The sequence below is a fragment of the Lentzea rhizosphaerae genome (genome assembly GCF_042649515.1).
Taxonomy (GTDB): domain Bacteria; phylum Actinomycetota; class Actinomycetes; order Mycobacteriales; family Pseudonocardiaceae; genus Lentzea; species Lentzea aerocolonigenes.
In genome coordinates, this window is sequence record NZ_JBHRZI010000015.1 from 697,931 (window position 1) to 721,082 (window position 23,152).

Consider the following 23,152-nt stretch of genomic DNA (forward strand, 5'->3'; position numbering starts at 1 on the left):
AAGCACGTTCGGGCCATCTATCGGCCCGAACGTGCTTTTCGCGCCAAAAAATATGTCCGGTAGGCCTGAGGCGCTCTACTTCGATACAGGCGCTAGACGAGCGACGACCAGTAGAACCAGAACGCCTGCAACACACCCCCTGCGATCACCAGGTACCACAGGATCAGCACGACGCTGTGGTACTGGAACGCCGGCCGGATGTTGCGCAACGTCGTGTACCAGAAGATCGGAATCGTCACCGCCCACACGACCATGCAGTACGGGCACAACGCGCCGATCTCGTACAGCGACTGGAAAATCAGCCAGTGCACGAACAACACGCCGAACGTGACACCGACCTGCAGCCCGATCCACACCCAGTTCGGCAGCGACACACCCGCGACCAGCAGCACGCCGAGCGTCGTCACGACCGCGAACCCCGCGATGCCGAGCAACGGGTTGGGAAAACCGAACACCTCCGCCTGCGCGGTTTTCATGACCGAGCCGCAGCTCAGCACCGGGTTGATGCTGCACGTCGGCACGTAGAACGGGTTCTTGAGCAGCGCGATCTTCTCGACCGTCAGCACGGACGAGGCGACCAGCCCGACGAACCCGCCGACCGCCAGCACCCACGCGACGATCCGGTTCACGACAACGCCTTGTCGATCGCGGACTTCAGCGCGTCGTAGGAGGGTGCGCCGGTGAACTTGGTGCCGTTGATGAAGAACGTCGGCGTGCCCGTGACCCCGGCCTTGCCGCCCTCAGTCCGCTGAGCGAGCACCCGCTCCTTGAGCGCCGAGTCGCCCAGCGCCGTCTCGAACGCCGCGGTGTCGAGCCCGAGCTGCCCGGCGAACGTCACGAACGCCGCCCGCTGGGACGTCTGCTGCCCACCCCACTCCTGCTGCCGTTCGAACATCAGCTTGAACATCTCGTCCCGCTTGCCCTGCGCCCCGGCGGCCTCGACCGCGACGGCGGCCAGCTCGGCGTTGCGGTGGCTGGGAATGGGGAAGTGCCGCACGTCGAACGTCACGCGCTCGCCGTACTCGGACTTGAGCTTCAGCACGCCGGGGAACGCGGCGCGGCAGGACGGGCACTCCATGTCGAGGTACTCGACGACGGTCACCTTGCCACCGCCGGACTGCGGTGCCGCGGTGGTGTTGTTGTTGCGGGAGAACAGGACGAACCCTGCGATCACGACCGCGACGACGGCGACGATGATCAGGGACAGACGAGCGTTTTTGGACATGGCAGAACTCCACGAAGGCTGACGGAACCGGGACCCGAAGAACGGGTTCGGTCTAGGCGCGCAGCACGCAGAGCTGCGCCAGCCGCACTTCCAGCCGACGTGAAGGACGAGACCACACGGGCAGACGCACCAGCTGCGCCCGGAACGACCCGGACCGCCGCAGCCCCGCGAAACCGATCAGCACCGCCAGCGCCACCACGAGACAGGCGCCGGCGACGAGAATGCCCTCGATCAGTCCGGCGTCGTCGGACTGGTCGGAGTGCGCCACGACGTGAGTGCTCGACGTGGGGCACTGGGCGGTCCAGGCGAACTCGGTCTCACACGGGGTGCCCTGCATCATCGCGACGCCGGCGACCAGCGCGAGCACGGCGAAAACCCGCGCGAGATACGCGCGGGTTCGCGAGCTGCGGGTGCCGTGCACGCCGTCCAGCGTAGCCAGTCGCGGCCTGCGCCGGGCGAAGTGGCTCAGATCAGCAGCAGCGACTTGCCGAGCGTCGCCCGTTCCTCCAGCGACCGGTGCGCATCCGCAGCCTGCTCCAACGGATAGGTCGCCCCGATGAACGGACGAAGCCGCCCCTGAGCCGCTAGCGCGAGCACCTCGGTCATCAGTTCGCTGACCGTCGCGACGTCGGGCGGACCGGCCGCCAGCGCGTTGTGCACGTCCACGTCCCTCTGCCTCGCCACCTCGGGATCGATGTCCGCGAACCCGCCCGCGCTGCCGTAGGTGACGAAGCGCCCGCCCGCGGCGACGGTCTCGAACACCTCCCTGCCGAGCGCACCGCCGGCACCGTCGAACGCCAGGTCGACACCGCCGACCTCGTTCCGGACGCGCTGCTGCCAGCCGTCGAGCGAGTAGTCGACGGTCACCTCCGCGCCCAGTTCACGGGCCAGCGCGAGCTTGCGTTCACCACGAGCTGCCGCGACGACGCGTGCACCGGCGTCCCGCGCCAGCTGCACCAGCAGCGAGCCCGCACCGCCCGTGGCCGCGGCGATGAGGACCACCTCGCCCTCCGTGATCTTCGCCTGGCGGAAGAGGCTCAGGGCCGTGACACCGTCGTGCATCATCGCCGCCGCCTCGGCCGAGCTCAGGCCCTCCGGAACCGCGACGAGCTCCTCGACCGCGTAGGTGAGCCGCTCGGCGTAGCCCTCGGACCCGCGCGCGACGACGTGACGACCGACCCACGCGGGATCCACGCCGTCACCGACCGACAGCACGTGCCCCGCTCCGCCCCCGCCGGGCACGTACGGAGGCGTCCGCGGGAAGTACTCCTGCCCCCAGCCGCTGCGCAACAGCGTGTCGAGGAACATCACGTCGGCGACCTCGAGCCCCACCACCACCTCGCCAGGACCGGCGACGGGCTCCGGGACCTCGTCCGCGACGAGCACCTCCGGTCCGCCGAACTCGTGCACACGCACAGCACGCATTGCGACCACATCCCCCTACCTCGATCAACTCGGGTCGCAACCCACGTTAGAAGCTCGACCAAAGTGGAGATCAAGACCAGAACGCGAGCTTGTGCCGTGCCGCGTAGTCGACCGGCCCGATCGCTCCCGGCGCCAGCGACTGCACGTACCGGCCCTCGGAGAACCGCGGCCACCCCGGTGACCCGCTCCTGGCGAAGTCCGCCCACGCCCTGATCATGTGGTCCGACAGCCCGCGGTCCTCGGCGAAGTCGTGGTCCGGGAACAGGTAACCGATGTCGGACGAGTGGTTCGCGCCGTGCAGCTCGGCCGGGAACTCAGGGTTCGTGGACGCCGCACGATCAGCGAACTCGAACGCGTACACAGGAGCCTTCTGGGCGTACAAGGTGTTCTGTCGGAACGTGGCCGTCGCCCACACACGATCCGTCAGCACCGCGGCCCACGCCTGCTTCGGCGACGCGTACGCGCTCACCGGGTACTCGCGCTCGATCTCGGTGGCACGCTCGGGGAACGCCTCCCGCAGCAGCCGTGCGTAGTCCTCGGTGGACATCGGCCCCGGCCGGAACAGCCCGACGAAGCTGTTGTGCTCGTCCCTGGTGGCCCCGGCGAGGATCGGCACCGGCATGAACTCGCCGGCCTCCAGCGACTCCGACGGTGGCTTGGGCAGCACCGAACCGCCGTACCCCGTCGACTGGAAGATGTTCATGATCTGCGGGAACTCCAGCAGCTTCTCCACCGGCAGCCGCCGCAGGCACTCGACGTCGGCGCAGCCCAGCCCGGTGGCGACCATCGTGCCGATCTCCTGGATCTCGGGGACCGGCCGCCACGCGAGTGACGGCAGCGCGTCCAGATCCGGGAACCAGGCACCCTTCGGCACGTCCACCAGGGTGAACGAGCTGTGCATGATCGCCTTGTGGAACAACGGCCGTTGCCCGATCAGATGCGCTGAGACCGCCGTCGCCCCGAAGGACACGCCGAACAGCGTCACGTTGCCCGGATCGCCGCCGAAGCCGGAGATGTTGCGCTGCACCCACTCCAGCGCGGCCTGCTGGTCGAGCAACCCGAACTCGCCGGAATGCTCCAGCCCCGGCAACCCGAACCCGCCGAACACCCCCATCCGGTAGTTGATCGTCACCACGACGACATCCCCTTGCCGCGCAAGGCGTTCGGCGTTGAAGTAGTGCCCCGCCCCGACCGCACCGTCGCCGTGCACCCACACCAGCACCGGTTTGCGCCCGGACGTGGAAGGCGTGGTGACGTTCAGGAACAGGCAGTCCTCGTCCGTGCTCTTCTCCGCCGAGTAGCTCGATCCGACCTGCGGGCAAGAACTCCCCGGCCGCACCGCGTCCCGCACACCGCTCCACGCAGCAGCGCGTGCGGGCGGCTCCCAGCGCGCCGCGCGGGCGTACGGAATCCCCCGGAAAACCGCGTGCGACGGCCTGATCTCACCGCGCACCTGCCCGGTGTCGGTCGCGACCACGTTCGACAGCACCGCATCCCCCTTCCCGCACGCGCTCACCAGCAGCAGTGCGGCCAACAACATCCCCCGACGCAAAACGACTAACCCCCTGTTGCCAGCTCGACGGCGGCGACCAGCTCCTGTTCGCAGACGTCGAGATCGAGTGCCCCGGACCGCTGCACGACGCCGTTGCGCATCGCGAGGACGAACACCGCCATCACGTCCGGGTCGAACGCGCGGAACTCGCCGGCCTGCTGCCCCTGCCGCAGCAGCGCGGCGAGCGCCACGTGATCGGAGTCGGCGATGCCTCCGTCGGTCACCGCCGCGTGTGCCCTGATCCGCAGAAACGCGAGCATGTCGGCGCGGTGCTCGCGGATGAACGCGACGTTGGCCCGGAGAAACGCCTCCAGCTCGGCGCGCGCGCTCGACTGCCCCATGCGTGCGTTCACGAACGACTGAAACCGCTCCAGAACGTCCGCGAACACCACGTCGACGAGCTCCTGCTTGTTGCGGAAGTGGTACGAGATCAGCCCGGTGCTGCTCAGCCCCGCCCGCGCCGCGATCGCCTTGAACGACGTCTCCGCGTAGTCCAGCTCCGCGATCGTGGCGATGGCCGCCGACACGATCTGCGCCCGCCTGGCCTGCTCCGTCACCGACTTTGCTCGCATGAGCAAAAATTAGCACAGCTGAGCAACTGTGACGTCGGGCGCCTGCCGTTTGGCGCGAAAAGCACGTTCGGGCCATCTATCGGCCCGAACGTGCTTTTCGCGCCAAAAAATACGTCCGGTATGCCTGAGCCGACGTGTGCGCTACGCCGGTCGCTGTAGCGGAACCGGCCTGGCGCAACGTCTTTCGGCTTCCTGGCTGCCCGCCATCCTGACCTGTCGGGAGGTCTGCTCCTTGACCTAGGGTCGGCGGGGACGAGGGGTGGGGGGTGCCCTTGACCGGTCCGGTCCTTCACGACGACGAACCGCCACGCACAGAGCAGGAGATCGCGCGGTGGGCGGCCCAGGTCAGCGCGCGGGCCGAGAGGTTCCGAGCGCTCGATCGCGACGTCGCCGCGGTCGCCGTCACCGAGACCTCGCGCGACGGCGTCGTCCGGGTCACCGTCGACGCCTCCGGCGTTCTCCGGCAACTCGAGCTCTCCGACCGCATCAGGGAGTTCTCCGGTCAGACGCTCGCTGCGCACGTCCTGTCCACCATGCGCCGCGCGCAGGCCCGCATCGCGGACGAGATGTCACGGCTCACCGCGGACCTGGCCGCCGACGACCCGGCCGCCGCGGCGGCGATGGTCGCGGGCTACCGGCGGCAGTTCCCCGAACAGCCACCCGACCCGTTGGCGGCACGCGGACGACAGGTGCACGACGACGACCGCGAAGGCCCGTCCGTCATGGAGTGAGGGGGTTGCTCATGAGCGGCAGACTGGATCTCGACGGCGCGGAACTGCGCGCGCACGCCAACCGGTTGGGTGGCGTCGAGAGCAAGGTGGACAGCGCGCTGCGGCAGGCCCGCGCAGGCGACTTGCCCACCGAGGCCTTCGGCAAGGTCGCCACCATGTTCCCGCCGATCGTGCGGGCCGTCGGCGACGTCGGCATTCAGACCCTGGTGGAGGTCGGGGCCTCGATCGACCACATCATCAAGAACGTGCGCGACACGGCCGACGTCTACGACGGCGTGGACGAGGGCGGCGCGAGCGCGATGAAGGGCAACGGGCGGTGAACACCGCCGCCCCGCCGCAGGCCGCGCAGCTCTCCGGCGAGGCGTTCACCGGCATCGGGATCGTCGAGTCGGCGATCGACCTGCGCAACGGCATCGCGAACGGTTCCTGGGTGGAGGGCGGCCTGGCCCTCGCGAGCACGGGTCTGGAGGCGTTGTCCCTCGCCGTCGACCCGTTGGGCACGCTCGCGGAATACGCGTTCTCGTGGGTGATCGAGCACTGCGGTCCGCTGCGCCGGTGGCTGGACTGGCTGGCGGGCGACGTCGGACGGATCACCGCGTACGCGGGCACGTGGCAGGCGGTCGCCAAGACCGTGGCCGAGGCGAGGGCGGACTTCACGGCCGAGGTCGACAGGAGCGCAGCCGCCTGGCGCGGCGACGCGAGCAAGAAGTACCGGGAGTCCATGGCCAAGCACGCCGCGTTCTTCTCGGCGAGCGAGGTGTGCGCCTCGACCATCGGCGCCACCGTGGAAGTGGTCGGCGCGCTGGTCGGCGTCGTCCGGGAAGCCGTGCGCGACATCATCTCCCGGGCCGTGGCCACGCTGATCGTGCGCGTGCCGTTCTGGGCGGCGGCGGCGAGCGTGCCGGTACTCTTCGCCACCGTCCCGGTCGCGACGCAGGTGACGACGCTCGTCGAGCGCACCGTCCTCGACATCACCGCCGTGACCGTCAAACTGGCGCGTTCGCTGGACAAACTGCGCCCGCTGATGAGCCGGCTGACCGGGATCTGGGAGATCATCGGCACGGGGCTGCGCAACCTGCGCAAGACCGACACCGGTGGCGACATCAAGCTTCCCGATGCGGTGAATCAGTCCGGCGTCACCACGCCCAGCGGCACCGGCGGGAACACGTCCACGTCGAGCGCGGGCGGTGGCGGCAACCAGGCGGTCGACCAGCCCCCGGCCGGAGGAGGCGGCGGTCAGGGAGACCCGCCACCACCCGGAGGCACGAATCCTCCACCCGGCCCCGGTGGACGGCCGAGACCGCCGAGCCGGCGCTTGGACCTCGACAAGCCGCACCGGGAGCTGACCTCAGCGGAACGGGCCAGGCTGAGCGACCACCTGAACGAGCTGGAGGCCAGGCACCCGGAGAAGTTCAACAACACCATCCGTGACCCGGACAACGGCGGACGCATCAGCCCGTCCTCCGAGGACGAGGCGAGAGTTGCGCTGGACCTGCGAGAACGCGGCCAGTTCACCGACAACTACGAGCGGCCGCCCGGAAGAGGGATCGGCGACTTCATCGACGACGGCAAGAAGTGGGACATCAAACGCCCGCGCGAGCCGTACGACGACAACGACTTCAGGATGGTGCTCGGTACCCAGATCGGCACGAAGGGTCGCCACGTCGTCATCGACACGCGCGAGGTCGCCCAGGAGACCATCGACAAGGTGGCACAGACCGTGCAGGACCCCCGCTGGAGAAACCGTGTCATCTGGTACCCGTGACGAGTGGCGGCCACTGCGATGGCCCTGGTCGTCGGAAGCGGCCGACGCCCTGGCCGGCTGGCTGACCGGCGACCGGAGCGCACCCGTCGCGGCGGACGACCTGGACTTCCGCGGCGCGGACCTGTCCGGAGGGCCGTTCGGCGGATCGTCGTTCCGGCACGCGAACCTCGCCGACGTGGCGGCGCGCGGCGTCGAGCTGTGGCGGGCGAACTGCGAGGGAGCCCGGTTCATCCGCGCCGTCCTCACCGACGCGGACTTCGTGAAGGCCTGCCTGCACCGCGCGAGCTTCGTGCGCGCGGTGCTGATCGGCGCCGACCTCACCCGCGTGGAGGGCTTGGACGTCCGGTTCGTCGAGGCCGACCTGCGGCGCGCGGACCTCACCGACGCGATGCTCGTGGGCTGCGACTTCACCCGCGCGAACCTGTCGGGGGCGAGGGTCGACAAGACGGTCCTGGAGAACTCGGCTGTGGCCGGCGCTGTGGTGACGGGCATGACGGGCACCGTCTTCGGCCCGGTCGTGCCCGCGCCCGGCCACAGCCTCGACGGCGCCGAGCTGGAGCACTGGTTCGCCGCCCGCGGCGCGCGGGTGTCGGTGCTGCGTCCCGCGTACTCGTGAGGCTGGAGAGGGGCGCACGATGACCGATCCCGAGTCCGCCCGGTGGGCGGCGGCCGTCGCGGCCGAGTCGGAGAAGTACCAGCGGGTGAGCACGCGGGTGACCGAGGCCGTCGTGCACGAGGCGTCCCGGGACGGCCTGGTGAAGGTCACCGTGGGCGCCTCCGGCGTGCTGCGCGACCTGGAGATCTCCGACCAGGCGCGCGGGGTGTCCGGCGCGACGCTCGCGGCGTCCATCATGACCACCCTGCACCGCGCCCAGTCGCGGATCGCGGACGCGGTGTCCGAGATCGTGACCGAGGCCGGCGTGGACGCCCCGGGAGACGCCGAAGCGCTGGTGTCGTTGTACCGGCGACGTTTCCCCGCGCCGGCTCCCGACACCCCGCCGCGGCCGCGGCCGGCCCGGGACCACGCCCAGGACGACGAGGACTGGGATGGTCCCGCCGTCACCGAGTAGGGCTTCACGTGCGACAGCGTTCGCCGCACTGTCGCCCCGGCACGGCCCGTGAGTTTGGAAGACCGCCAAACAACATGCTTTCAGGTTGACCTGCGGCGAATGGGTGGAGCCAAACGGAAGTGCGGTTCTACCGTCCCCGCATGCCATTGCGGAGATCAACGGTGCGCGGCCGCGAGTTCGGTGACGCGATACGGGCGTTGTTGCGGGCGGCCGACCTGACCAACCGGGCCGCTGCCGACCTGCTGGGCTGGCAGGAGGCCAAAGTCTCGGAGCTGGTCAACGGCAAGGAAGGCACGACCGACGTCGAGCTGGCCAAGTTGCTCGGTCTGCTGCGGACGCCGCCGGCCGAGTTCGACCACCTGATGGGCCTGCACCACGACGCCCACATCAGGGACTGGTTGCAGCCCAACGGTTCTGGCGTTCCGGATCGGGTGCGCACGTTGCGAGAGCACGAGAGGATCGCCTCCGGGATCGCTGGTTGGTCGATGAACGTCGTGCACGGCCTCCTTCAGGTGCCCGACTACACCTGGCACCTCGCCCTCGCCAAGCCGCTGCCGGAACTGGACGCGCGGCTGGTCGTCGAGAACCGGGTCATCCGGCAGACATCGGTGCTCGACGGGAACCGGACCGTCCAGATCTACATGCACGAGCAGGCTCTTCGGCTGCCGGTCGGAGACGCGAGCGTGATGGCGGAACAACTCCACCACCTGCTCCGCCTGTCCGTGCGGCCCTATCTCACGATTCGCCTGGTTCCCACCGCGCTCGGCCCACATGCCGGCCTCGCGGGTGACTTCGACCTGCTGAAGTTCAAGAAGATCCCGGAGATCGTCTACCTCGAGAGCGAAGGGGCCAACGTCTTCCTCGAGGATCAAGCTTCCGTCGGCCGCTACGAGACAGTGCTGAAGTCACTCGATCGGACGGCGTTGGACGAAGTCGAGACGAGGAAGCTGATCACCGACATCATCGGTGAGGAGGCTCGTGATGACCAGGTGGCGCAAGAGTAGCTACAGCGCCAGCGACGGCAACTGCGTCGAAGTGGGCCGCGGCGTCGGTATCCGGGACAGCAAGTCGCCCGCCATCGAACTCCCGCTCACGCCTCACCAGTGGACGACTTTCTTGCGGCTGGTGGTTGCCAGCCCCCGCTGACCTCCTTGGTCGGCTTGTGCGGGAACCGGCGCTCCGCGTACTCCTGCGCGGCCGACCCCGGCAGCACGTACAGCGTCTCCTTCTTCTCCTGCAGCGGCCGCAACACGGTGTCCATGAACGCCTTGCGGTCGTCGAGGTACGGCCCGAGCACGTCCTCCCCGGCTGGGCACACCGCCAGGCAGTAGCCGGACTTGTACCCCGGCGGCGAGGCGAGGCTCTGCCACATCGAGGCGCTCTCGGAGTCGGTGACGCGTGAGCGGTAGTCGGCGGCGTCCTCACTGTCGGCCACGGTCTGCACCCAGTCGGTGAATCCGCTCATGAACTCGCGGTAGTTGTGCGTGGCGCAGGCCAGTGCGTCGAACTCCCCGGTCTTGCGGATGGCGCCGATCGGGCACGCGGCGACGCACAACTTGCAGTCGATGCAGGGGTTGTAGTCCAGCGCCTGGCCGTACTCGCTCACCTCCGCGTCGACCAGCACGGTGGCCAGGAGTACGAAGCTGCCGAACTTCGGGTGGATCACGTTGCGGTGCAGGCCCATCACGCCGAGGCCCGCGGCGACCGCGACGGTCTTGTGCGCGACGACCCAGATGCGGCCCGGGTAGCGGTCCATCTCCTGCGGGAAGCCGACCGACGGGTTGAGGGCGCGGTAGCCGGCGTCCTGCAGGGCCTGGGTGACGGTGCGGGCGGCGTGGTTGGCCTGTTCGTCGGTCTGGTGGAACTCCTGGTTCGCGACGCTGCGGGCGGGGGAGCGGAGGTTGTCGCGGTTCATCCGGAACGCCATCGCGATCAGGGAGCGGGTGCCGGGCAACGCGGTCAGCGCGTGCTCGCGTTCGCCTGCCAGGTCGGGGTGGTCGAGGCTGACCACTGCCGCGTCGTCGGCGCCCGCCGCCAGGCACAGGTCGCGCAGCCAGGCCGCGTCGATCACGGTCGGCGGGGTCGTCCTGGGGCGGGCGAGCACGGCCTGGACCGACGGGTGGGTGGTCAGCTTCGCCGGGAGCGCGCTCATGCGACCGCGTCCAGCACGTCGGGCCGTTCCAGAGCGAGGAAGTGGCCGGCGCCGGGGACCTCGGTGAACGACGCGCCGGGCAGCAGTTGCCTGTTGGCCTGCCGGTCCGAGGGACGCGACCAGTCCTTCTCCCCGTAGACGAGGTGGATCGGCGCGGTGACCTCGGGATAACGGGAGCGCGCCGCGACGAGGCTCGGCAGGTTGCGGTAGACGGCGCGGGCGACGGCCGGGTAACCGGCGTGCTGGCCGACGCGCAGGAGCTCGTCCAGGTAGTCGTCGCGCAGTGCGGCCGGGTCGCCGAGACCGCCGCGAAGGATGGCGCGCATGACGGGCCGGGGTTCCAGCCGGGCGAGCAACGGGCCGACCCCCGGCGCGATCACGCCGGTGATGATCAACCTCGCCAGAAGGCTGGACCTGGCGATGCCGCCGGCGTAGTCGTAGGCGTTCACCGCCACGACCCGCCGGACGCGTCCGGGAAGGTCGGCCGCCGCGGTGAGTGCGAGGACGGCGCCCATCGACTCGCCGAGCAGCGTCACGTCGTGCAGATCGAGCTGCGTCACGAGCTGGGTGACGGCGGCGCGCATGGCCGGTTCGTCGTAGGAGGCGCCGGGCACGATCTGCGAATAGCCCATCCCCGGCAGGTCGAGCGCGTAGACGGTGTACCGCTGCTGCACCAACGGGATCAGGTGGCGGAAGTGCTCTGCCTGGGTGCGCACGGTGTGCAGCAGGACCAGCGGCGGGCCGCTGCCGCCGGTGAGATACCGCAGCCGGCCTGGTTCGAGGAAGTGGCTGCTCGTCCCGGGGATGCTGATCCGGGAATCGCTGGTTCGCGCGCTCATCTGCACCTCGCGACGAGTGTGTTGTGTTTTCCAACCGACTGGACGTCACGGTAGGGCAGTGAGTTGGAAAACACAACACACTGGATTACGCTGGGCAGATGACCGAACCGCAGCCCGTGCGAATGGGCGACCTGCCGCTGGGTGTCCGCCCCTGCTCACTCGCGGCGGCGCTGGAGGTCCTCGGCGAGCGGTGGTCACTGCTGGCGGTGCGGGAGATCGGCTACGGCGTGCACCGCTTCGCCCGCATCGCCGGGTACACGGGCGCGTCCCGCGACATGCTGGCCGACCGGCTGCGCAAGCTGGAGGCAGCGGGCGTCGTCGAACGCCGGCTCTACAGCGAGCACCCGCCCCGGCACGAGTACCACCTGACCGAGGCGGGGCGGGAACTGTTCCCGGTCATGCTCGCGCTGACCGAGTGGGGCGACCGGTGGGCGGTGGACAGTCCCGCGCTGATCCGCCGGCACTCGTGCGGGCAGCCGGTCCAAGTCGACCTCGTCTGCCGCCACTGCGGTCAGCCGGTCACGCGCGACACGATCCACGCCGAGCTCGCGGGCTCCTGATGGTCAGACGCGACGCCACTGGTCGGTGTTGTAGTCCCAGTCGTACCGCGGCCGCCCCAGGGCTGGGCGACTCACGAAGGGTGCTCCCTGGTTGCTGATCTCCAGCGCTCCCGAGATGCCCTCACAGGTCCAGTGCAGCTCGGCCACCCACTCCACCTCCTGGTCTCCCAGCTCCAGGTCGACCGCGAAGTGCTCGGGTTCCCTGCGGTGCACCGAGTACGGGAACTCGCCGCGCTCACCGCGTGCCGAGTTCGGTCGCACCGGCACGCGGTCCTGCCTCGTCAGGTCGGCGTAGAACCACTTCGGCTCGACCTTGTAGAACAGCTGCGCCGAGAAGACCTCGATGCCGGGAGCCGGTGCCGCCGGACGGCGGGCTCGCACCGCGAAAACCAGGTCCGTCAGCAGGACGGCCTGCTCGCGGGTGCCTTCGACCAGGAGCTTGAGCCGGGTGTTGTCGGGCGGCGTCACGACCTCGTGGTCGTGCAGGAACCGGCTCATCTCCAGCAGGCCCCCGCCGCGCGGCACCTTGGCGATCGAAGTGTTCACCACGGCGTGCATGCCGTAGCGCTCCTTCGCCCACGCCACACTGGGCGTCACGGCCAGCGGTGGTGGCTGGGCGGGAAGGGTCAGCGCCCCCCGGCTCGCGAGCAGGTCGCGGACCTGGATCACCACTGAGGGCTGGTCGTTCGTTTCGTTCCGTACGCCGTCCATGGCGGGACTGTATCGGTTACTGATCGACCCCGACGTCGTTCCACGCGGATCGCACCACGTCGGCGACCGCGCTCCCGAACAACGCGTGTGCCGACGCCGTGGTCGCCGCGGCTGCCTCCGCGAAGTTCGAGTTCACCCGGAGCTTCGTGGCCAGCGCGTCGTACCAGACCTTGCCCGCGCGCTCCCACGCGTTGCCGCCGAGCCGTGTCGCGACGAGGTGGAACGCCTTGTTGGGGATGCCGGAGTTGATGTGCACGCCGCCGTTGTCGTTGCGCGGGTTGCCGTCGTCGGGCAGGTCGACGTACGAGCGCATGTGGGCGGGCTGCCGGTCGAGCTGGTGCGCGGTGCCGGGGTCCTTCATCGACCGCAGCGCGACGCCCTGCAGCTGCGTGCCGAGGATGCCCGCGCCGATGAGCCAGTCGGCCTGGTCGGCGGACTGGCCGAGCGCGTACTGCTTGACCAGGGAGCCGAAGACGTCGGCCATCGACTCGTTCAGCGCGCCCGACTGCTTGCGGTAGCGCAGACCGGCCGTGTACTGCACGACGCCGTGCGTGATCTCGTGCCCGACGACGCTGAGGTCGCGGGCGAGGGCGCCGGACTGGAAGACCTTGCCGCTGCCGTCGCCGTAGACCATCTGGGTGCCGTCCCAGAAGGCGTTGTCGAAGCCGCGTCCGAAGTGGACAGACGACACGAGCTTGAGGCCGTTGCCGTCGACGCTGTGTCTGCCGAGCACGTCGCGGTAGAAGTCGTAGGTCCTGTCCGCGTTGTCGAACGCGTCGTTGACGGCAGGGTCGCCGACCGGTCCGTCGCCTTCCTTGCGCCGCATGACGCCGGGCAGGGCGCGTTCGTCGCCGCCCTGGACGTCGTGGACGGCCTTGAACTCGCTCGCGGGCCCGCGCAGCTGACCGGCGTTGAGGTCGAGGAACTGAATCGCCTCGGTGAGCGTGTCGCGCTGGACGCGCAGGGAGGCCGAGGCGAGCAGGGTCGGGATGGTGTCGCGGATGTCGACGCCGCCGGTTTCCGCGAGCTCGATGAGCAGGTGGGCGGGCAGGATGAAGCAGGTCATGAGTCGTTTCCCCCTTCTGTTTCCCCGTGTACCCGGAGAGGAGGACTCGGGTCGCCGCGCAAATACACGTGCAACTTAAGGTTGCGCGAACGATCCCGCCCGGCTACGTTGACGTGCAACCGATGGTTGCACTCAAGGGAGGATCTCGTGGAGTACGGAAGCATCGAACGCGAGCTGCACATCGACGCCACCCCGGAGGTGGTCTACGAGGTGGTCAGCTCCGCCGAGCACCTGCGCGAGTGGTGGCCCGACGACGCCGAGCTCGATCCGGTGCCCGGCGGCACCGGCAGGATCGTCTTCGGCGACCCGGACTCGCCGGACGCGAAGGTCGAGCGGCTCACCGTCGTGGAGGCCGACCCGCCCCACCGGTTCGCGTTCCGCTGGGTCTACGAGGACGACAACTCGCTGCTCGTCACGATGGACATCATCGCGTCGGGTGACGGAACCCTGTTGCGCTTCAAGGAGACCGGCTTCCGCGAGCGCGGGTGGGAGGCGGCCGTGCTGGAGCAGGCCTACGCCGATCACGTCCAGGGCTGGGACCACTTCCTGCCGCGCCTCGTCGCCCGGGCCAACAGCCTGGTCGCGCGGCCGTGATCGACGACGACCTGTGGTCGGCGGTGGGTGACCCGACCCGGCGGCGGATGCTCGACCTGCTGCTCGTCGACGGCGGCGGCACCGCGACCACGCTCAGCGAACAGCTGCCCGTCACCCGGCAGGCGGTCGCCAAGCACCTCGGCGTGCTCGACCGCGTCGGCCTGGTGCACGCGACGCCGCTGGGACGGGAGCGCCGCTACGAGGTGGACGAAGCACAGCTGGCCCGCGCGGTCGCGCAGCTGTCCTCGGTCGGCGCGACCTGGGACGCCCGGCTGCAGCGGATCAAGCGCATTGCCGAGCGGATCCAACGACAGACGGGGGAAATCTCATGACGACACGCACCGATCGCGGCTACTCGACCTCGTACACCGTCGAGCAGTCACCGGACGAGGTCTACGCGGCCGTCCTGGACGTCCGCTCCTGGTGGACGGGCGAAGTCGAGGGCAGCACGGACGAAGTGGGCGCCGAGTTCACGTACCGGCATCCCCCGCAGCACTACAGCCGGCAGCGCGTGACCGAGCTCGAACCGGGGCGCCGCGTGGTCTGGCAGGTCACCGACAGCAACCTGTCGTTCGTCTCGGTGCCGGACGAGTGGACCGGCAGCGAGATCGTGTTCGACATCGCCGCTGTGGACGGTGGCACCGAGCTGCGGTTCACCCACGTCGGCCTGGTGCCGGACGTCGAGTGCTACGGCGCGTGCTCCACGGGGTGGCGGCACTACGTCAGCGGCAGCCTGCACAGCCTGATCACGACAGGGCGGGGCCTCCCCGACCCGTGGTGATCCGCCGGGCGATCTCGGCCGGGGGCAGGTGGTCGGTGTTCACGTGCAGGTCGCCCGTGCCGCGCAGGGCGTCGACGGTCCGTGCCGCCTGGTCCGCGATCTCGGCCAGCCGGTCGGGTGGTTGCGCCAGCAGCACGTCACCGGCCAGACCCGGCGCGGGCGACTCCCCTCGGGCCCGGCGGGTGGCGCGGTCGAGCAGCACGTCCCGGCTCGCGTCGAGCAGGTAGGACGTGATCGTGGCGGCGGGCAGCGCGGCCCGGTAGGCCGCGAGGTCCTCCGGCTGGTCGAGCGGGCCGACCGCGACCAGGCAGTCGGCGCCCGCGTCGCGGAACGTGCGCCAGAGCGCGGCGAGGTTCGCGGCCCTGAGGTCGTGGCCGAGCTGAGGGCGGCTGAAGGAGATCTGGTCGAGGTCGACGAACGCGGCGGTGCGACCGGCTCGCAGGAGTTGCTGGTAGACGTGCCAGCCGACGGTCGACTTGCCGACGGCGGCCGGTCCGCAGAGCAGGAGGATCTCGCCGGATTCCTCCGACGGCCGCAGGGCCGTTCGCGTGGGCGCGGGTGGATCCGGCCAGCCTGTCTGGTCGCGGACCAGGCGGGCGACCTCGGCGACGGAGAGGCCGGTGGTGTCGACGGCGTGGTGTGGCGCGCCGTCGACCGCCTCGGCGTGCCGAAGTGCCTCCGCGAGATCAGTCGCACCACCGCGGACGGTGATCCGCCGGGCGAGCTCCGCGGGTGACGCCCGCAGCCGGCACGTCGTCAGGTCGGCGTGCGGAACCGGCTCGATCCCGCGCACGGGGTCGGTGACGCCCGGCACGACCACGCACTGGGTGCCCGCGTCGCGGAAGTTGGTGATCACGGCGTCGAGCGCGCGGGCTTTCAGCTGGTGACGATCGGGATCCGACGGCGGCGCGGGGCACATGCCGAGCTGGTCGATGTCGACGAAACCGACGGCGACGCCCTCACAGCCGAGCTGCTCGAACACCTCCCAGCCCACGGTCGTCTTGCCCGCGCCGGGCGGCCCCCACAGCCACAGGACGGGGATCAACCGCGCGCCCACTCCGTGACGACCGGAGTGCCGTCCACCGCCGTCACCCTGACCCTCACCAGGCCGGACGGCACGTCGGCCGCCGTGAACCAACCGTCGCTGATCGGCACTGCACGGCGTGAGCGCGGTGTCTCCACCGCCGCCTCGCCCTCGGCGCCGGTGACGAACCCGCGCACCACGCCGTCGCTGATCTCCAGGTTCAGCGTGACGTGCTCGGACTCGAACGCGAGGGTCACCGGCTGGTCGCCGCGCACCAGGGCCTCGGACTCGACGAGCTCGGCCAGTTCCGCGTCGAGCGACCGCAGCGCCAGTGCGGCGCTCGCGTCACGCAGCACGCCTGCCGGGACCGGGTCGAACTCGTCGGCCGCGGCCCGCAGCACGTCGAGGAACTCGTCGTCGTTCATGACCGCTCCTCCAGCACCTCGTTGCCCCTGACCAGCGCTTTCAACCGGCCCAGACAGCGTTGGCGGATCGGGCCGATGCTGCCGACCGGCATGTCCAGGGCGAGGGCCACGTCGGCGTAGGCGGGCGGCGGCGAGGCCATCAGCACGCGCAGCAGACGCCGACAGCGGTCCGGGAGCTCCTCGAAGACCCGCCACAGCGCGGCGTTGCGTTCGCCGACGAGCATCGCGTGGTCGACGTCCGGGGCGGGGCCGGGGGAGTCGGCGATCTCCTCGGCGGGTTCGGGCAGGCGGCCCGCGCGGCGCAGCAGCTGCAGGCACTCGTGTCGCGCGGTGGTGGACAACCAGCCCGCCAGGCGTTCGGGTTCCGCGATGCCGTCGAGGTGCTCGACCAGCTTGATCCACGTGCACTGCACGGCGTCGGCCGCGTCGGCGTCGCTGAGGCGGTGGGCGCGGGCGATCGACCACAGCAGCCCGCTGAACTGCCTGACCAGCGCGTCCCACGCGGCCTGGTCACCACGCGCGGCCGCGGCCAGCGACGCCGGTATGTCCATGTGGACATGATGCCGCCCGACGTCGTCCAGATCCGGTTGCCTTGCTACCCGTTTTTCCGAATTTCACGCAACACGGTCTTGATTCGCGTAATGCACGTCACAAAACGGCGTCTCGGGTGCATGCTGATGTCCAGCAGCTCAACCCGAGGACTGATGACCATGACGAGTGCGACCGCGTCCTCCCGCCACAACTGGGAGTCGGACCTGGAGCGCTACCGGACCAGAGCGGTCCAGGTGCTCGACACGCACCTGCCCGCGACAACCGGCTGCACCGAGTGCGGCGACCCGTGGCCGTGCGCCCGTGCCTGCACGGCCGAACTGGTGCTCGAGCTCTGATCAGGACTCCACCCGCGCGAGGAACGCCGCCACCCCGGTGACGATCCTCGCGACCTGTTCGTCCTGCGAGATCGACTCGTGGAAACGCGAGCCGGGTCCCGCGCTCTTCTTCCCGCGCAGGTAGAGCGAGCACTGCAGGTCAGCGCACACGTACGCGCCGACCGAGTTGCCCAGCTGGCCCGACTTGCCGGCCTTGCGCGCCGTCATCAGCGACACGCCGTCCCCCGAATGCGTGGTCAGGCACCACGCGCACATCGTCTTGCGCGCACGCCCGGTCTGCGTCGCCCGGCGCAGCGCGATGCCGACGAGCCGTCCGTCGAGGTCGGCCACCAGGTAGGAGCGGTCGGGCGCGGCGGGGTCGGTCCAGCCGAGGAAGTCGAGGTCGTCCCACGGCCGTTCGGCGAGATCCTTGGGCACGTGCATGCGCTTCGCCTCTCCCTTGGTGGAATTGACGAAGGACGCGCGGATGTCGGGTTCGGTCAGCGGCTTCACGTCGAGGAACGCTAGGCTTGCCTAGAGGTCCTAGGCAAATTATTAAGGACCTTAGGAAGGGTGACGCATGGCACGCGCGGGTCTCACCGCGGACCGCCTCACGCAGGCGGCCGCGGAGCTGGCGGACGAGGTCGGCTTCGAGAACGTGACGGTGTCCGCGCTGGCCCGCCACTTCGGCGTGAAGGACGCGTCGCTCTACTCACACATCCGCAACGCCCACGACCTGCGCGTCCGCCTCGCGGTGCTGGCCCTGGCCGAGCTGGCGGACCGCGTCGCGGACGCTCTGGCCGGCCGTTCGGGCAAAGACGCGCTGGTGGCGTTCGCCAACGCGTACCGGCGCTACGCCCACGAACACCCCGGCCGGTACACGGCGACGCAGATGGCGCTGGACCCGGACACGGCGGCCACCAGCGCGGCGGGCAAACACGCCGAGATGACCCGCGCGATCCTGCGGGGCTACGACCTGTGGGAACCCGACCAGACCGACGCCGTCCGGCTGCTGCACAGCACGTTCCACGGCTACGTCTCGCTGGAGCGCGCCGGGGCGTTCCACAGCCACCCGCGCGGAGTGGAGGCCTCGTGGACGCGGGCGCTCGACGGGCTCGACTCGCTGCTGAGGTCCTGGCCTGCCTAGTGCGCGTTCCGGTGACCGGTCTGGACGCTGCGACCGGAACGCCCGCACTGCTTGGATGAACTCCATGCGCGCCCTGCTGCTCTCCGTGCTGCTGACCATGTCGTTCGCCATGCCCGCGCAGGCGACCAGCGGGTTCGTCGTCCTGCGCGACGTCGATCCGACGATCCTGCACGACATCCGCTACGACACCGCCCACAACTTCGTCGGCACCCGTATCGACGGCTACCAGGCGCCGCTGTGCATCCTGACCAGGCCCGCGGCGCTCGCGTTGCGGAAGGTGCAGCGGGAGATGCTCGCGCAGGGCCTCACGCTCAAGGTCTACGACTGCTACCGCCCGCAGCGCGCGGTGGACCACTTCGTGCGGTGGGCTCGTGATCTCGCGGACCAGCGGATGAAGGCCGAGTTCTACCCGAACGTCGACAAGACGCGGCTGTTCGAGGACGGCTACATCGCCGAGAAGTCCGGGCACAGCCGCGGGTCGACGCTGGACCTGACGGTCGTGAAGCTGCCGCCGCGCCACCAGCGTGCGTACGTGCCGGGGGAGAAGCTCGTCCACTGCTTCGCGCCGAACCGGTTCCCGGACAACACGGTGAACATGGCGACCGGGTACGACTGCTTCGACACGCTCTCGCACACCGACGACCCGCGGGTGACGGGCAAGGCGCGGGACAACCGCCAGCTGCTGAAGTCGGCGATGGGGCGGGCCGGGTTCCGCAACCTGCCCGAGGAGTGGTGGCACTTCACGCTCAACGGTGAGCCGTACCCGGACACCTACTTCGACTTCCCGGTGGCGCGCCTGTGACGGTGGGCGTACAGGTTCGCGGCGAGAGGGAAGTCGGCGGTGCGCAGCCAGTCGAGCGGATCCGGGCCGAGGCACGCCGCGAACCTGGTCGCGGTGAGGTTGTGCGCCGCCTGTTCCCGGTTGAGCCGCTCGGTGACCTCCTCGACCTGGCGACGCAGGTGGATCGCGTCCTCGTGCCGCCTCCGTTCCGGATCGCTGCGCTCATCGTCGCCTTTCGTGACCAGCGTCGCGATGATCCTTGTCGGCACTCGTTCGCACGCCTTGCGGTGCTTGAGGCCGCTGCGCACTTCGGGGTTCTGCCGCTCGTAGAACGCCCGGTTGCGTCCGTGGGCCCTCGCAGTCATCCGCCCGCCGCCGGTTGACGCGCTCCTGCGACAACTGGTCCCGCAGCATGATCACGCGGATCTTGTCGCTGGGAGCCTCGTCGGCGTCGGTGTAGGGACGCGGCGCGCCGTCGGGCAGGTTGATCGGCCCTCGGTAACCCGGCGGCGGATACCGCTGCGACGCCAGCCAGAAGCCCGCCAGCCGGGTGCGCAGCGCGCGGCATTCATCGGTGTCCTCTGGGCCGCAGTGCCGCACGAGGAACTCCACGAATTCCCACTCGGCGACCTCGGTCGCAAGCCGGCCGAGCCGCGTGCTCATGGCCCGCTTGGCGTTGTCGAAGGTCAGCCGCTCGGCTGGGTCACCGGCGATGCATGACGGCGCATCCGGCTCCGCCATGCAGCTCCGCAGGAAGTCGCTGAACGACGAGTGGCGGGTCTTGAGCGCCGTGACCAGCTCCAGCGACAGCACGGCTGCGAAGTGGTCGAGGCGGACGTAGTCGCCGGCCTCGGCAGGCAGATGGCGTCCGCCTCGACGGGGGCCCTGCACCATGTGTTCCTTCGGTGGGGTTCGTGCCGGCCAGGCAGGCCGGGGGACGTGAAGTGAAAAGTCGCGGTCAGGCGGAGCCGGGACTTCGTCGGCGTGAACCCGGAGCGCCGGACGAGCGATAATTCATTCTTCAACCTCCACCTGATGCCGTTCATTTCTGCTCAAGTCTGGTCAGGCGCCCTCTAAACGACCATGACCCCTGAGTTTGTCACCCGGTCGTGTGAGTCGCCGCTGGGTCGGTGAGGTTGTCGGGGCGGCGCGACAACTCGTGCAGGTGTGCGTCGCGACTGTGCCGTGCGACCGCCTGGCGCTGATGGGGCCACTATTCGTCCAAACGCTTTTCCGGGGACGACCGGACGGTGATCAACACTGCGGGTGGTGCCGTTTGCGCGGCACCGGCGTGACCAGGCCAAGCCCGGTTGCCTGCGTGGCGTGCTCGCGGTGGGCGGTCGTAGCGGCGTAGTTCGCTCGGTGGGGGTGGAACCTGCGCGGCTCCACCCCCACCGGCCGACCCTTCGATCACAGGCGCGGCCGCGAGAGCAGCCGGGAAAGCACGATCGCGCTCTCGGTCCGCTGGATCGGCGCGGTGGACCGCACCCGCTGGATGGCTTGCTCCAGGTGCGGGATGTCCCTGGCGAGCAGGTAGAGCATCGCGTCGGCGCCACCGGAGACGGTGCAGGCCTCGATGACCTCGGGGATGCCGTCCAAGGCCTCGCGCAGGTCGGCCGGGGTGGGGTTGCCCGCGCAGTAGACCTCCACGAACGCCTCGGTGTGCCAGGCCAGGGCCTGCGGGTCGACCAGCGCGGTGAAGCCGCGGATCGCGCCGGTGGCGACCAGGCGGTCCAGGCGTCTCTTGGCCGCGGACGGGGACAGTCCGGCGGCTCTGCCGATCTCGGCGTAGGTGGCGCGGGCGTTGCGCACGACGCACTGGATGATCGCCTCGTCGATGGAGTCCATGCCGGGAGCGTCCGGCATGGCGCAAAAATCCGCCATACCTGCGGCTTCTTTGCAAAAAAGACGCTGTAGTTCGCCGCAAATGGCAATTGTTTGCACTGTCGACTCGACCCTAGTCTTCGGCCTGTGACCACGAACGATGTCGAAGCAGCGGCGCTGGCCGCGGTGGACGAGGCGGCGATCGGGCGGCTCCTGCTGGAGCTGCTCGAGGTGCCCAGCGTGACGGGCAGTGCCGCCGAGTCGGAGTTGCAGCACGTGCTCGCCGGGCACCTGGAACGCCTGGACCTCGACGTCGACCTGTGGTCGATGAACCTGCCCGAACTGCGCGCGCACGAACGCTTTCCCGGTGGCGAGGCACCGCGCTCGGAGGCGTGGGGCCTGGTCGGTGAGACGCGCGGCGACGGGCCGACGCTGATCCTGCAGGGCCATGTCGACGTCGTCCCGCCCGGCGACCTCGCGCGGTGGGAGGGAGACCCGTTCCGCCCGCGGGTCACCGGCGACGTCGTGCACGGCCGAGGTGCGTGCGACATGAAGGCCGGTGTCGTGGCGATCCTGGCCGCGCTCGCCGCGATCCGCGCGGCCGGTGTGAAGCCGCGCGGCCGGGTGTCCGCGCATTTCGTCGTGAGCGAGGAGGACGGCGGGCTCGGCGCGTTCGGCACCCTCGAACGCGGCCACACCGGTGACGCCTGCATCATCACCGAACCGACCAGCGGCGCGCTCATGACGGCGAACGCGGGCGCTCTCACGTTCCGCATCGAGGTGCCCGGCCGCGCCACCCACGGCAGCACCCGGTACGCGGGCGTCAGCGCCATCGACGCCTACCTGCCCGTTCACCAGGCGCTCGCCCGGCTGGAGACCCGCCGCAACGCACGCGTCGACCCGCTCATGTCCGAGTACCCGATCCCGTACCCGCTCTCGGTCGGCACCGTCCAGGCCGGCGACTGGGCCAGCAGCGTCCCCGACCTGCTGGTGGCGGAGGGACGGCTGGGCGTCCAGCTCGGCGAGGACCCCGCTCACGCCCGCGCCGAACTGGAGGCCTGCGTGGCGGAAGCGTGTGCGGCCGACCCGTGGCTGCGCTCCCACCCCGCCGTCGTGACGTGGCCGGGCGGTCAGTTCGCGAGCGGGCGGCTCGCCTCCGGCCACCCGCTCGCGCTCCTCGTCGGCACCGCGCACGCCGACGTCACCGGCGCCGCACCACCCCAGGAACGCGGCGCCCCGTACGGCAGTGACCTGCGGCTTTACGCCGGGACGGGCATTCCGACGCTGCAGTACGGGCCCGGCGACGTCCGCCTCGCCCACGGTCCCCGCGAGCAGGTCAGCGTCAGCGAGATCGTCACCGTGACGCAAGCCCTGGTGGTGGCGACCCTGCGCTCGAACGACGTGCTAGCTCGCTGAGGACTGCAGAACGCGTCCCAGTCGACGGGTTGGCCAGAACGCCGTCGGTGAGGCGGCTGAAGCCGACGTTCAGCACGTTCTCCATGAAGTAGACCGGCCCGAGCACGGTCGAGCGCACCGGCTGGTCCCGCAGGTACGCCTCGACGAGCTGCTTGCTGTCGGCGTGGTCGATGTCGGTCGCCGCCAACCGCCCGGCCCCGCGCACCGAGGAGTAGACGAGGTGCGCGCCGGCCCGTGAGGCCGCGTCGACCAGGAGGCGTCCCTGGGCGACCTCTTCGTCCTTCCCGCCGGATCCGAACGGCACGGACAGGCCGAAGATCGCGTCCACGCCTTTCGCGGCGTTGTCGAGCGCCTGCGCGTCGGCCAGGTCGCCGGTGGCGAGCCGCGCCCCGGCGGCGGGCAACCGACTCGGGCGACCGCACATCCTCTGGCCTCACCGAGGTTGAGGTCAAGCGCTAAGATCAACTTCGATGCCCACGTTCCACGAGCTCACCGTCGGGTAGGTCGCCGACCGCAGCGGCGTCGCCATCTCCGCGTGAGCGCAAAGGCCTCATCCGCAGCACCCGGACGACGAGCAACCAGCGCCGCTACTGAGGCGTCTCGGCGTGTCGCCAGCGTGTCGCCTC

Annotated in this window: 33 protein-coding genes; 15 read left to right on the forward strand and 18 right to left on the reverse strand. The window is 70.1% G+C overall.

Annotated features, from left to right (window positions below):
* Window positions 1–92: 92 nt before the first annotated feature.
* From ACFOWZ_RS20360 to ACFOWZ_RS20385, 6 genes are all read right to left on the reverse strand, one after another.
* Entirely contained in the window at window positions 93–629 is a 537-nt protein-coding gene (locus ACFOWZ_RS20360; RefSeq protein ID WP_382374677.1) for a vitamin K epoxide reductase family protein, read from the reverse strand.
* The gene (locus ACFOWZ_RS20365; RefSeq protein ID WP_382374679.1) at window positions 626–1,225 is read right to left on the reverse strand and encodes a DsbA family protein; all 600 of its coding nucleotides are present in this window, start codon (window positions 1,223–1,225) and stop codon (window positions 626–628) included. The genes ACFOWZ_RS20360 and ACFOWZ_RS20365 overlap by 4 nt, the downstream gene beginning before the upstream one ends.
* A gap of 52 nt (window positions 1,226–1,277) precedes the next feature.
* Window positions 1,278–1,646, reverse strand: a complete 369-nt coding sequence (locus ACFOWZ_RS20370) for a hypothetical protein (protein WP_382374681.1) — start codon at window positions 1,644–1,646, stop codon at window positions 1,278–1,280.
* 44 nt (window positions 1,647–1,690) lie between these two features.
* Entirely contained in the window at window positions 1,691–2,650 is a 960-nt protein-coding gene (locus tag ACFOWZ_RS20375) for a zinc-binding dehydrogenase (protein WP_382374683.1), read from the reverse strand.
* A gap of 70 nt (window positions 2,651–2,720) precedes the next feature.
* Window positions 2,721–4,190, reverse strand: coding sequence for a carboxylesterase/lipase family protein (locus ACFOWZ_RS20380; protein ID WP_382374685.1), 1,470 nt, complete (start codon window positions 4,188–4,190; stop codon window positions 2,721–2,723).
* 17 nt (window positions 4,191–4,207) lie between these two features.
* Window positions 4,208–4,774: a TetR/AcrR family transcriptional regulator gene (locus ACFOWZ_RS20385; RefSeq protein WP_382374687.1), complete on the reverse strand. Its 567-nt coding sequence runs from the start codon at window positions 4,772–4,774 to the stop codon at window positions 4,208–4,210.
* A gap of 272 nt (window positions 4,775–5,046) precedes the next feature.
* Here ACFOWZ_RS20385 and ACFOWZ_RS20390 point away from each other — a divergent pair, with 272 nt between their 5' ends.
* The 7 genes from ACFOWZ_RS20390 to ACFOWZ_RS20420 all read left to right on the forward strand — a co-directional run bounded on the left by ACFOWZ_RS20390 (window position 5,047) and on the right by ACFOWZ_RS20420 (window position 9,486).
* Window positions 5,047–5,505, forward strand: coding sequence for a YbaB/EbfC family nucleoid-associated protein (locus ACFOWZ_RS20390; RefSeq protein ID WP_382374689.1), 459 nt, complete (start codon window positions 5,047–5,049; stop codon window positions 5,503–5,505).
* An 11-nt stretch (window positions 5,506–5,516) separates the two neighbouring features.
* Window positions 5,517–5,825 (forward strand): type VII secretion target, encoded by a 309-nt coding sequence (locus tag ACFOWZ_RS20395; RefSeq protein WP_382374691.1) that lies wholly within the window; start codon window positions 5,517–5,519, stop codon window positions 5,823–5,825.
* Complete coding sequence (locus tag ACFOWZ_RS20400) at window positions 5,822–7,270, forward strand: WXG100 family type VII secretion target (protein WP_382374693.1); 1,449 nt, start codon at window positions 5,822–5,824, stop codon at window positions 7,268–7,270. The genes ACFOWZ_RS20395 and ACFOWZ_RS20400 overlap by 4 nt, the downstream gene beginning before the upstream one ends.
* Window positions 7,251–7,886 (forward strand): pentapeptide repeat-containing protein, encoded by a 636-nt coding sequence (locus tag ACFOWZ_RS20405; RefSeq protein ID WP_382374695.1) that lies wholly within the window; start codon window positions 7,251–7,253, stop codon window positions 7,884–7,886. Before ACFOWZ_RS20400 ends, ACFOWZ_RS20405 begins: the two co-directional genes overlap by 20 nt.
* Before the next feature lie 19 nt (window positions 7,887–7,905).
* Complete coding sequence (locus ACFOWZ_RS20410) at window positions 7,906–8,340, forward strand: YbaB/EbfC family nucleoid-associated protein (RefSeq protein ID WP_382374697.1); 435 nt, start codon at window positions 7,906–7,908, stop codon at window positions 8,338–8,340.
* Window positions 8,341–8,480: 140 nt separating this feature from the next.
* Window positions 8,481–9,344 (forward strand): Scr1 family TA system antitoxin-like transcriptional regulator, encoded by an 864-nt coding sequence (locus ACFOWZ_RS20415; protein ID WP_382374699.1) that lies wholly within the window; start codon window positions 8,481–8,483, stop codon window positions 9,342–9,344.
* Entirely contained in the window at window positions 9,322–9,486 is a 165-nt protein-coding gene (locus tag ACFOWZ_RS20420; protein ID WP_382374701.1) for a DUF397 domain-containing protein, read from the forward strand. The genes ACFOWZ_RS20415 and ACFOWZ_RS20420 overlap by 23 nt, the downstream gene beginning before the upstream one ends.
* Here ACFOWZ_RS20420 and ACFOWZ_RS20425 read toward each other — a convergent pair.
* Window positions 9,431–10,492 carry a 4Fe-4S binding protein gene (locus ACFOWZ_RS20425; RefSeq protein ID WP_382374703.1) on the reverse strand — a complete coding sequence of 354 codons (1,062 nt, stop codon included), beginning with the start codon at window positions 10,490–10,492 and terminating at the stop codon, window positions 9,431–9,433. The genes ACFOWZ_RS20420 and ACFOWZ_RS20425 overlap by 56 nt on opposite strands.
* A complete protein-coding gene (locus ACFOWZ_RS20430; RefSeq protein WP_382374705.1) occupies window positions 10,489–11,331 on the reverse strand; it encodes an alpha/beta fold hydrolase in 843 nt (280 codons plus the stop codon). The genes ACFOWZ_RS20425 and ACFOWZ_RS20430 overlap by 4 nt, the downstream gene beginning before the upstream one ends.
* 98 nt (window positions 11,332–11,429) lie before the next feature.
* Between ACFOWZ_RS20430 and ACFOWZ_RS20435 the strand changes: the two genes are divergently transcribed.
* Window positions 11,430–11,891, forward strand: a complete 462-nt coding sequence (locus tag ACFOWZ_RS20435; protein WP_382374707.1) for a winged helix-turn-helix transcriptional regulator — start codon at window positions 11,430–11,432, stop codon at window positions 11,889–11,891.
* Window positions 11,892–11,894: 3 nt separating this feature from the next.
* Here ACFOWZ_RS20435 and ACFOWZ_RS20440 read toward each other — a convergent pair whose 3' ends face one another.
* Together ACFOWZ_RS20440 and ACFOWZ_RS20445 are read right to left on the reverse strand one after the other, a co-directional pair.
* Window positions 11,895–12,602 carry a hypothetical protein gene (locus ACFOWZ_RS20440; protein ID WP_382374709.1) on the reverse strand — a complete coding sequence of 236 codons (708 nt, stop codon included), beginning with the start codon at window positions 12,600–12,602 and terminating at the stop codon, window positions 11,895–11,897.
* A gap of 16 nt (window positions 12,603–12,618) precedes the next feature.
* Window positions 12,619–13,668, reverse strand: a complete 1,050-nt coding sequence (locus tag ACFOWZ_RS20445; RefSeq protein ID WP_382374711.1) for a M4 family metallopeptidase — start codon at window positions 13,666–13,668, stop codon at window positions 12,619–12,621.
* Between the two features lie 147 nt (window positions 13,669–13,815).
* Between ACFOWZ_RS20445 and ACFOWZ_RS20450 the strand changes: the two genes are divergently transcribed.
* The 3 genes from ACFOWZ_RS20450 to ACFOWZ_RS20460 are packed head-to-tail and all read left to right on the forward strand — an operon-like array spanning window position 13,816 to window position 15,043.
* Entirely contained in the window at window positions 13,816–14,262 is a 447-nt protein-coding gene (locus tag ACFOWZ_RS20450; RefSeq protein WP_382374713.1) for an SRPBCC domain-containing protein, read from the forward strand.
* Entirely contained in the window at window positions 14,259–14,594 is a 336-nt protein-coding gene (locus ACFOWZ_RS20455) for an ArsR/SmtB family transcription factor (RefSeq protein WP_030466022.1), read from the forward strand. Before ACFOWZ_RS20450 ends, ACFOWZ_RS20455 begins: the two co-directional genes overlap by 4 nt.
* The gene (locus tag ACFOWZ_RS20460; protein ID WP_382374716.1) at window positions 14,591–15,043 is read left to right on the forward strand and encodes an SRPBCC family protein; all 453 of its coding nucleotides are present in this window, start codon (window positions 14,591–14,593) and stop codon (window positions 15,041–15,043) included. The genes ACFOWZ_RS20455 and ACFOWZ_RS20460 overlap by 4 nt, the downstream gene beginning before the upstream one ends.
* Here the strand turns inward: ACFOWZ_RS20460 and ACFOWZ_RS20465 are convergent.
* The 3 genes from ACFOWZ_RS20465 to ACFOWZ_RS20475 are packed head-to-tail and all read right to left on the reverse strand — an operon-like array spanning window position 15,009 to window position 17,043.
* Entirely contained in the window at window positions 15,009–16,088 is a 1,080-nt protein-coding gene (locus tag ACFOWZ_RS20465) for a hypothetical protein (protein ID WP_382374718.1), read from the reverse strand. The two genes, ACFOWZ_RS20460 and ACFOWZ_RS20465, sit on opposite strands and share 35 nt — an antisense overlap.
* The gene (locus tag ACFOWZ_RS20470) at window positions 16,085–16,492 is read right to left on the reverse strand and encodes a hypothetical protein (protein WP_382374720.1); all 408 of its coding nucleotides are present in this window, start codon (window positions 16,490–16,492) and stop codon (window positions 16,085–16,087) included. The genes ACFOWZ_RS20465 and ACFOWZ_RS20470 overlap by 4 nt, the downstream gene beginning before the upstream one ends.
* The gene (locus ACFOWZ_RS20475; protein WP_382374722.1) at window positions 16,489–17,043 is read right to left on the reverse strand and encodes an RNA polymerase sigma factor; all 555 of its coding nucleotides are present in this window, start codon (window positions 17,041–17,043) and stop codon (window positions 16,489–16,491) included. Before ACFOWZ_RS20475 ends, ACFOWZ_RS20470 begins: the two co-directional genes overlap by 4 nt.
* A 159-nt stretch (window positions 17,044–17,202) precedes the next feature.
* On the opposite strand from ACFOWZ_RS20475, the gene ACFOWZ_RS20480 reads away from it, so the two are divergent.
* Window positions 17,203–17,379, forward strand: coding sequence for a hypothetical protein (locus ACFOWZ_RS20480; RefSeq protein ID WP_156093641.1), 177 nt, complete (start codon window positions 17,203–17,205; stop codon window positions 17,377–17,379).
* Here the strand turns inward: ACFOWZ_RS20480 and ACFOWZ_RS20485 are convergent, their stop codons facing one another.
* Entirely contained in the window at window positions 17,380–17,871 is a 492-nt protein-coding gene (locus tag ACFOWZ_RS20485) for an FBP domain-containing protein (protein WP_382374724.1), read from the reverse strand.
* A gap of 67 nt (window positions 17,872–17,938) precedes the next feature.
* Between ACFOWZ_RS20485 and ACFOWZ_RS20490 the strand changes: the two genes are divergently transcribed.
* Entirely contained in the window at window positions 17,939–18,505 is a 567-nt protein-coding gene (locus tag ACFOWZ_RS20490; protein WP_030466028.1) for a TetR/AcrR family transcriptional regulator, read from the forward strand.
* Between the two features lie 64 nt (window positions 18,506–18,569).
* The gene (locus ACFOWZ_RS20495) at window positions 18,570–19,307 is read left to right on the forward strand and encodes a M15 family metallopeptidase (RefSeq protein ID WP_382375109.1); all 738 of its coding nucleotides are present in this window, start codon (window positions 18,570–18,572) and stop codon (window positions 19,305–19,307) included.
* On the opposite strand, the gene ACFOWZ_RS20500 is transcribed toward ACFOWZ_RS20495, so the two are convergent.
* The 3 genes from ACFOWZ_RS20500 to ACFOWZ_RS20510 form a co-directional block, all read right to left on the reverse strand.
* Window positions 19,277–19,555 carry a hypothetical protein gene (locus tag ACFOWZ_RS20500; protein ID WP_382374727.1) on the reverse strand — a complete coding sequence of 93 codons (279 nt, stop codon included), beginning with the start codon at window positions 19,553–19,555 and terminating at the stop codon, window positions 19,277–19,279. The genes ACFOWZ_RS20495 and ACFOWZ_RS20500 overlap by 31 nt on opposite strands.
* Window positions 19,509–20,099, reverse strand: coding sequence for a hypothetical protein (locus ACFOWZ_RS20505; RefSeq protein WP_382374729.1), 591 nt, complete (start codon window positions 20,097–20,099; stop codon window positions 19,509–19,511). The genes ACFOWZ_RS20500 and ACFOWZ_RS20505 overlap by 47 nt, the downstream gene beginning before the upstream one ends.
* Window positions 20,100–20,696: 597 nt before the next feature.
* Entirely contained in the window at window positions 20,697–21,134 is a 438-nt protein-coding gene (locus ACFOWZ_RS20510) for an Lrp/AsnC family transcriptional regulator (protein WP_382374731.1), read from the reverse strand.
* Window positions 21,135–21,257: 123 nt separating this feature from the next.
* Here ACFOWZ_RS20510 and ACFOWZ_RS20515 point away from each other — a divergent pair, with 123 nt between their 5' ends.
* Entirely contained in the window at window positions 21,258–22,526 is a 1,269-nt protein-coding gene (locus ACFOWZ_RS20515; protein ID WP_382374733.1) for an ArgE/DapE family deacylase, read from the forward strand.
* On the opposite strand, the gene ACFOWZ_RS20520 is transcribed toward ACFOWZ_RS20515, so the two are convergent.
* Window positions 22,465–22,929: an NmrA family NAD(P)-binding protein gene (locus ACFOWZ_RS20520; protein WP_382374735.1), complete on the reverse strand. Its 465-nt coding sequence runs from the start codon at window positions 22,927–22,929 to the stop codon at window positions 22,465–22,467. The genes ACFOWZ_RS20515 and ACFOWZ_RS20520 overlap by 62 nt on opposite strands.
* Window positions 22,930–23,152: the final 223 nt, after the last annotated feature.

Coding starts and splice junctions, on each gene's coding strand:
- ACFOWZ_RS20365 (WP_382374679.1), bottom strand. CDS start 1,225: ATGTCCAAAAACGCTCGTCTGTCCCTGATCATCGTCGCCGTCGTCGCG.
- ACFOWZ_RS20375 (WP_382374683.1), bottom strand. CDS start 2,650: ATGCGTGCTGTGCGTGTGCACGAGTTCGGCGGACCGGAGGTGCTCGTC.
- ACFOWZ_RS20380 (WP_382374685.1), bottom strand. CDS start 4,190: ATGTTGTTGGCCGCACTGCTGCTGGTGAGCGCGTGCGGGAAGGGGGAT.
- ACFOWZ_RS20385 (WP_382374687.1), bottom strand. CDS start 4,774: ATGCGAGCAAAGTCGGTGACGGAGCAGGCCAGGCGGGCGCAGATCGTG.
- ACFOWZ_RS20395 (WP_382374691.1), top strand. CDS start 5,517: ATGAGCGGCAGACTGGATCTCGACGGCGCGGAACTGCGCGCGCACGCC.
- ACFOWZ_RS20410 (WP_382374697.1), top strand. CDS start 7,906: ATGACCGATCCCGAGTCCGCCCGGTGGGCGGCGGCCGTCGCGGCCGAG.
- ACFOWZ_RS20415 (WP_382374699.1), top strand. CDS start 8,481: ATGCCATTGCGGAGATCAACGGTGCGCGGCCGCGAGTTCGGTGACGCG.
- ACFOWZ_RS20420 (WP_382374701.1), top strand. CDS start 9,322: ATGACCAGGTGGCGCAAGAGTAGCTACAGCGCCAGCGACGGCAACTGC.
- ACFOWZ_RS20425 (WP_382374703.1), bottom strand. CDS start 10,492: ATGAGCGCGCTCCCGGCGAAGCTGACCACCCACCCGTCGGTCCAGGCC.
- ACFOWZ_RS20430 (WP_382374705.1), bottom strand. CDS start 11,331: ATGAGCGCGCGAACCAGCGATTCCCGGATCAGCATCCCCGGGACGAGC.
- ACFOWZ_RS20435 (WP_382374707.1), top strand. CDS start 11,430: ATGACCGAACCGCAGCCCGTGCGAATGGGCGACCTGCCGCTGGGTGTC.
- ACFOWZ_RS20440 (WP_382374709.1), bottom strand. CDS start 12,602: ATGGACGGCGTACGGAACGAAACGAACGACCAGCCCTCAGTGGTGATC.
- ACFOWZ_RS20445 (WP_382374711.1), bottom strand. CDS start 13,668: ATGACCTGCTTCATCCTGCCCGCCCACCTGCTCATCGAGCTCGCGGAA.
- ACFOWZ_RS20460 (WP_382374716.1), top strand. CDS start 14,591: ATGACGACACGCACCGATCGCGGCTACTCGACCTCGTACACCGTCGAG.
- ACFOWZ_RS20470 (WP_382374720.1), bottom strand. CDS start 16,492: ATGAACGACGACGAGTTCCTCGACGTGCTGCGGGCCGCGGCCGACGAG.
- ACFOWZ_RS20475 (WP_382374722.1), bottom strand. CDS start 17,043: ATGGACATACCGGCGTCGCTGGCCGCGGCCGCGCGTGGTGACCAGGCC.
- ACFOWZ_RS20480 (WP_156093641.1), top strand. CDS start 17,203: ATGACGAGTGCGACCGCGTCCTCCCGCCACAACTGGGAGTCGGACCTG.
- ACFOWZ_RS20490 (WP_030466028.1), top strand. CDS start 17,939: ATGGCACGCGCGGGTCTCACCGCGGACCGCCTCACGCAGGCGGCCGCG.
- ACFOWZ_RS20495 (WP_382375109.1), top strand. CDS start 18,570: ATGCGCGCCCTGCTGCTCTCCGTGCTGCTGACCATGTCGTTCGCCATG.
- ACFOWZ_RS20510 (WP_382374731.1), bottom strand. CDS start 21,134: ATGGACTCCATCGACGAGGCGATCATCCAGTGCGTCGTGCGCAACGCC.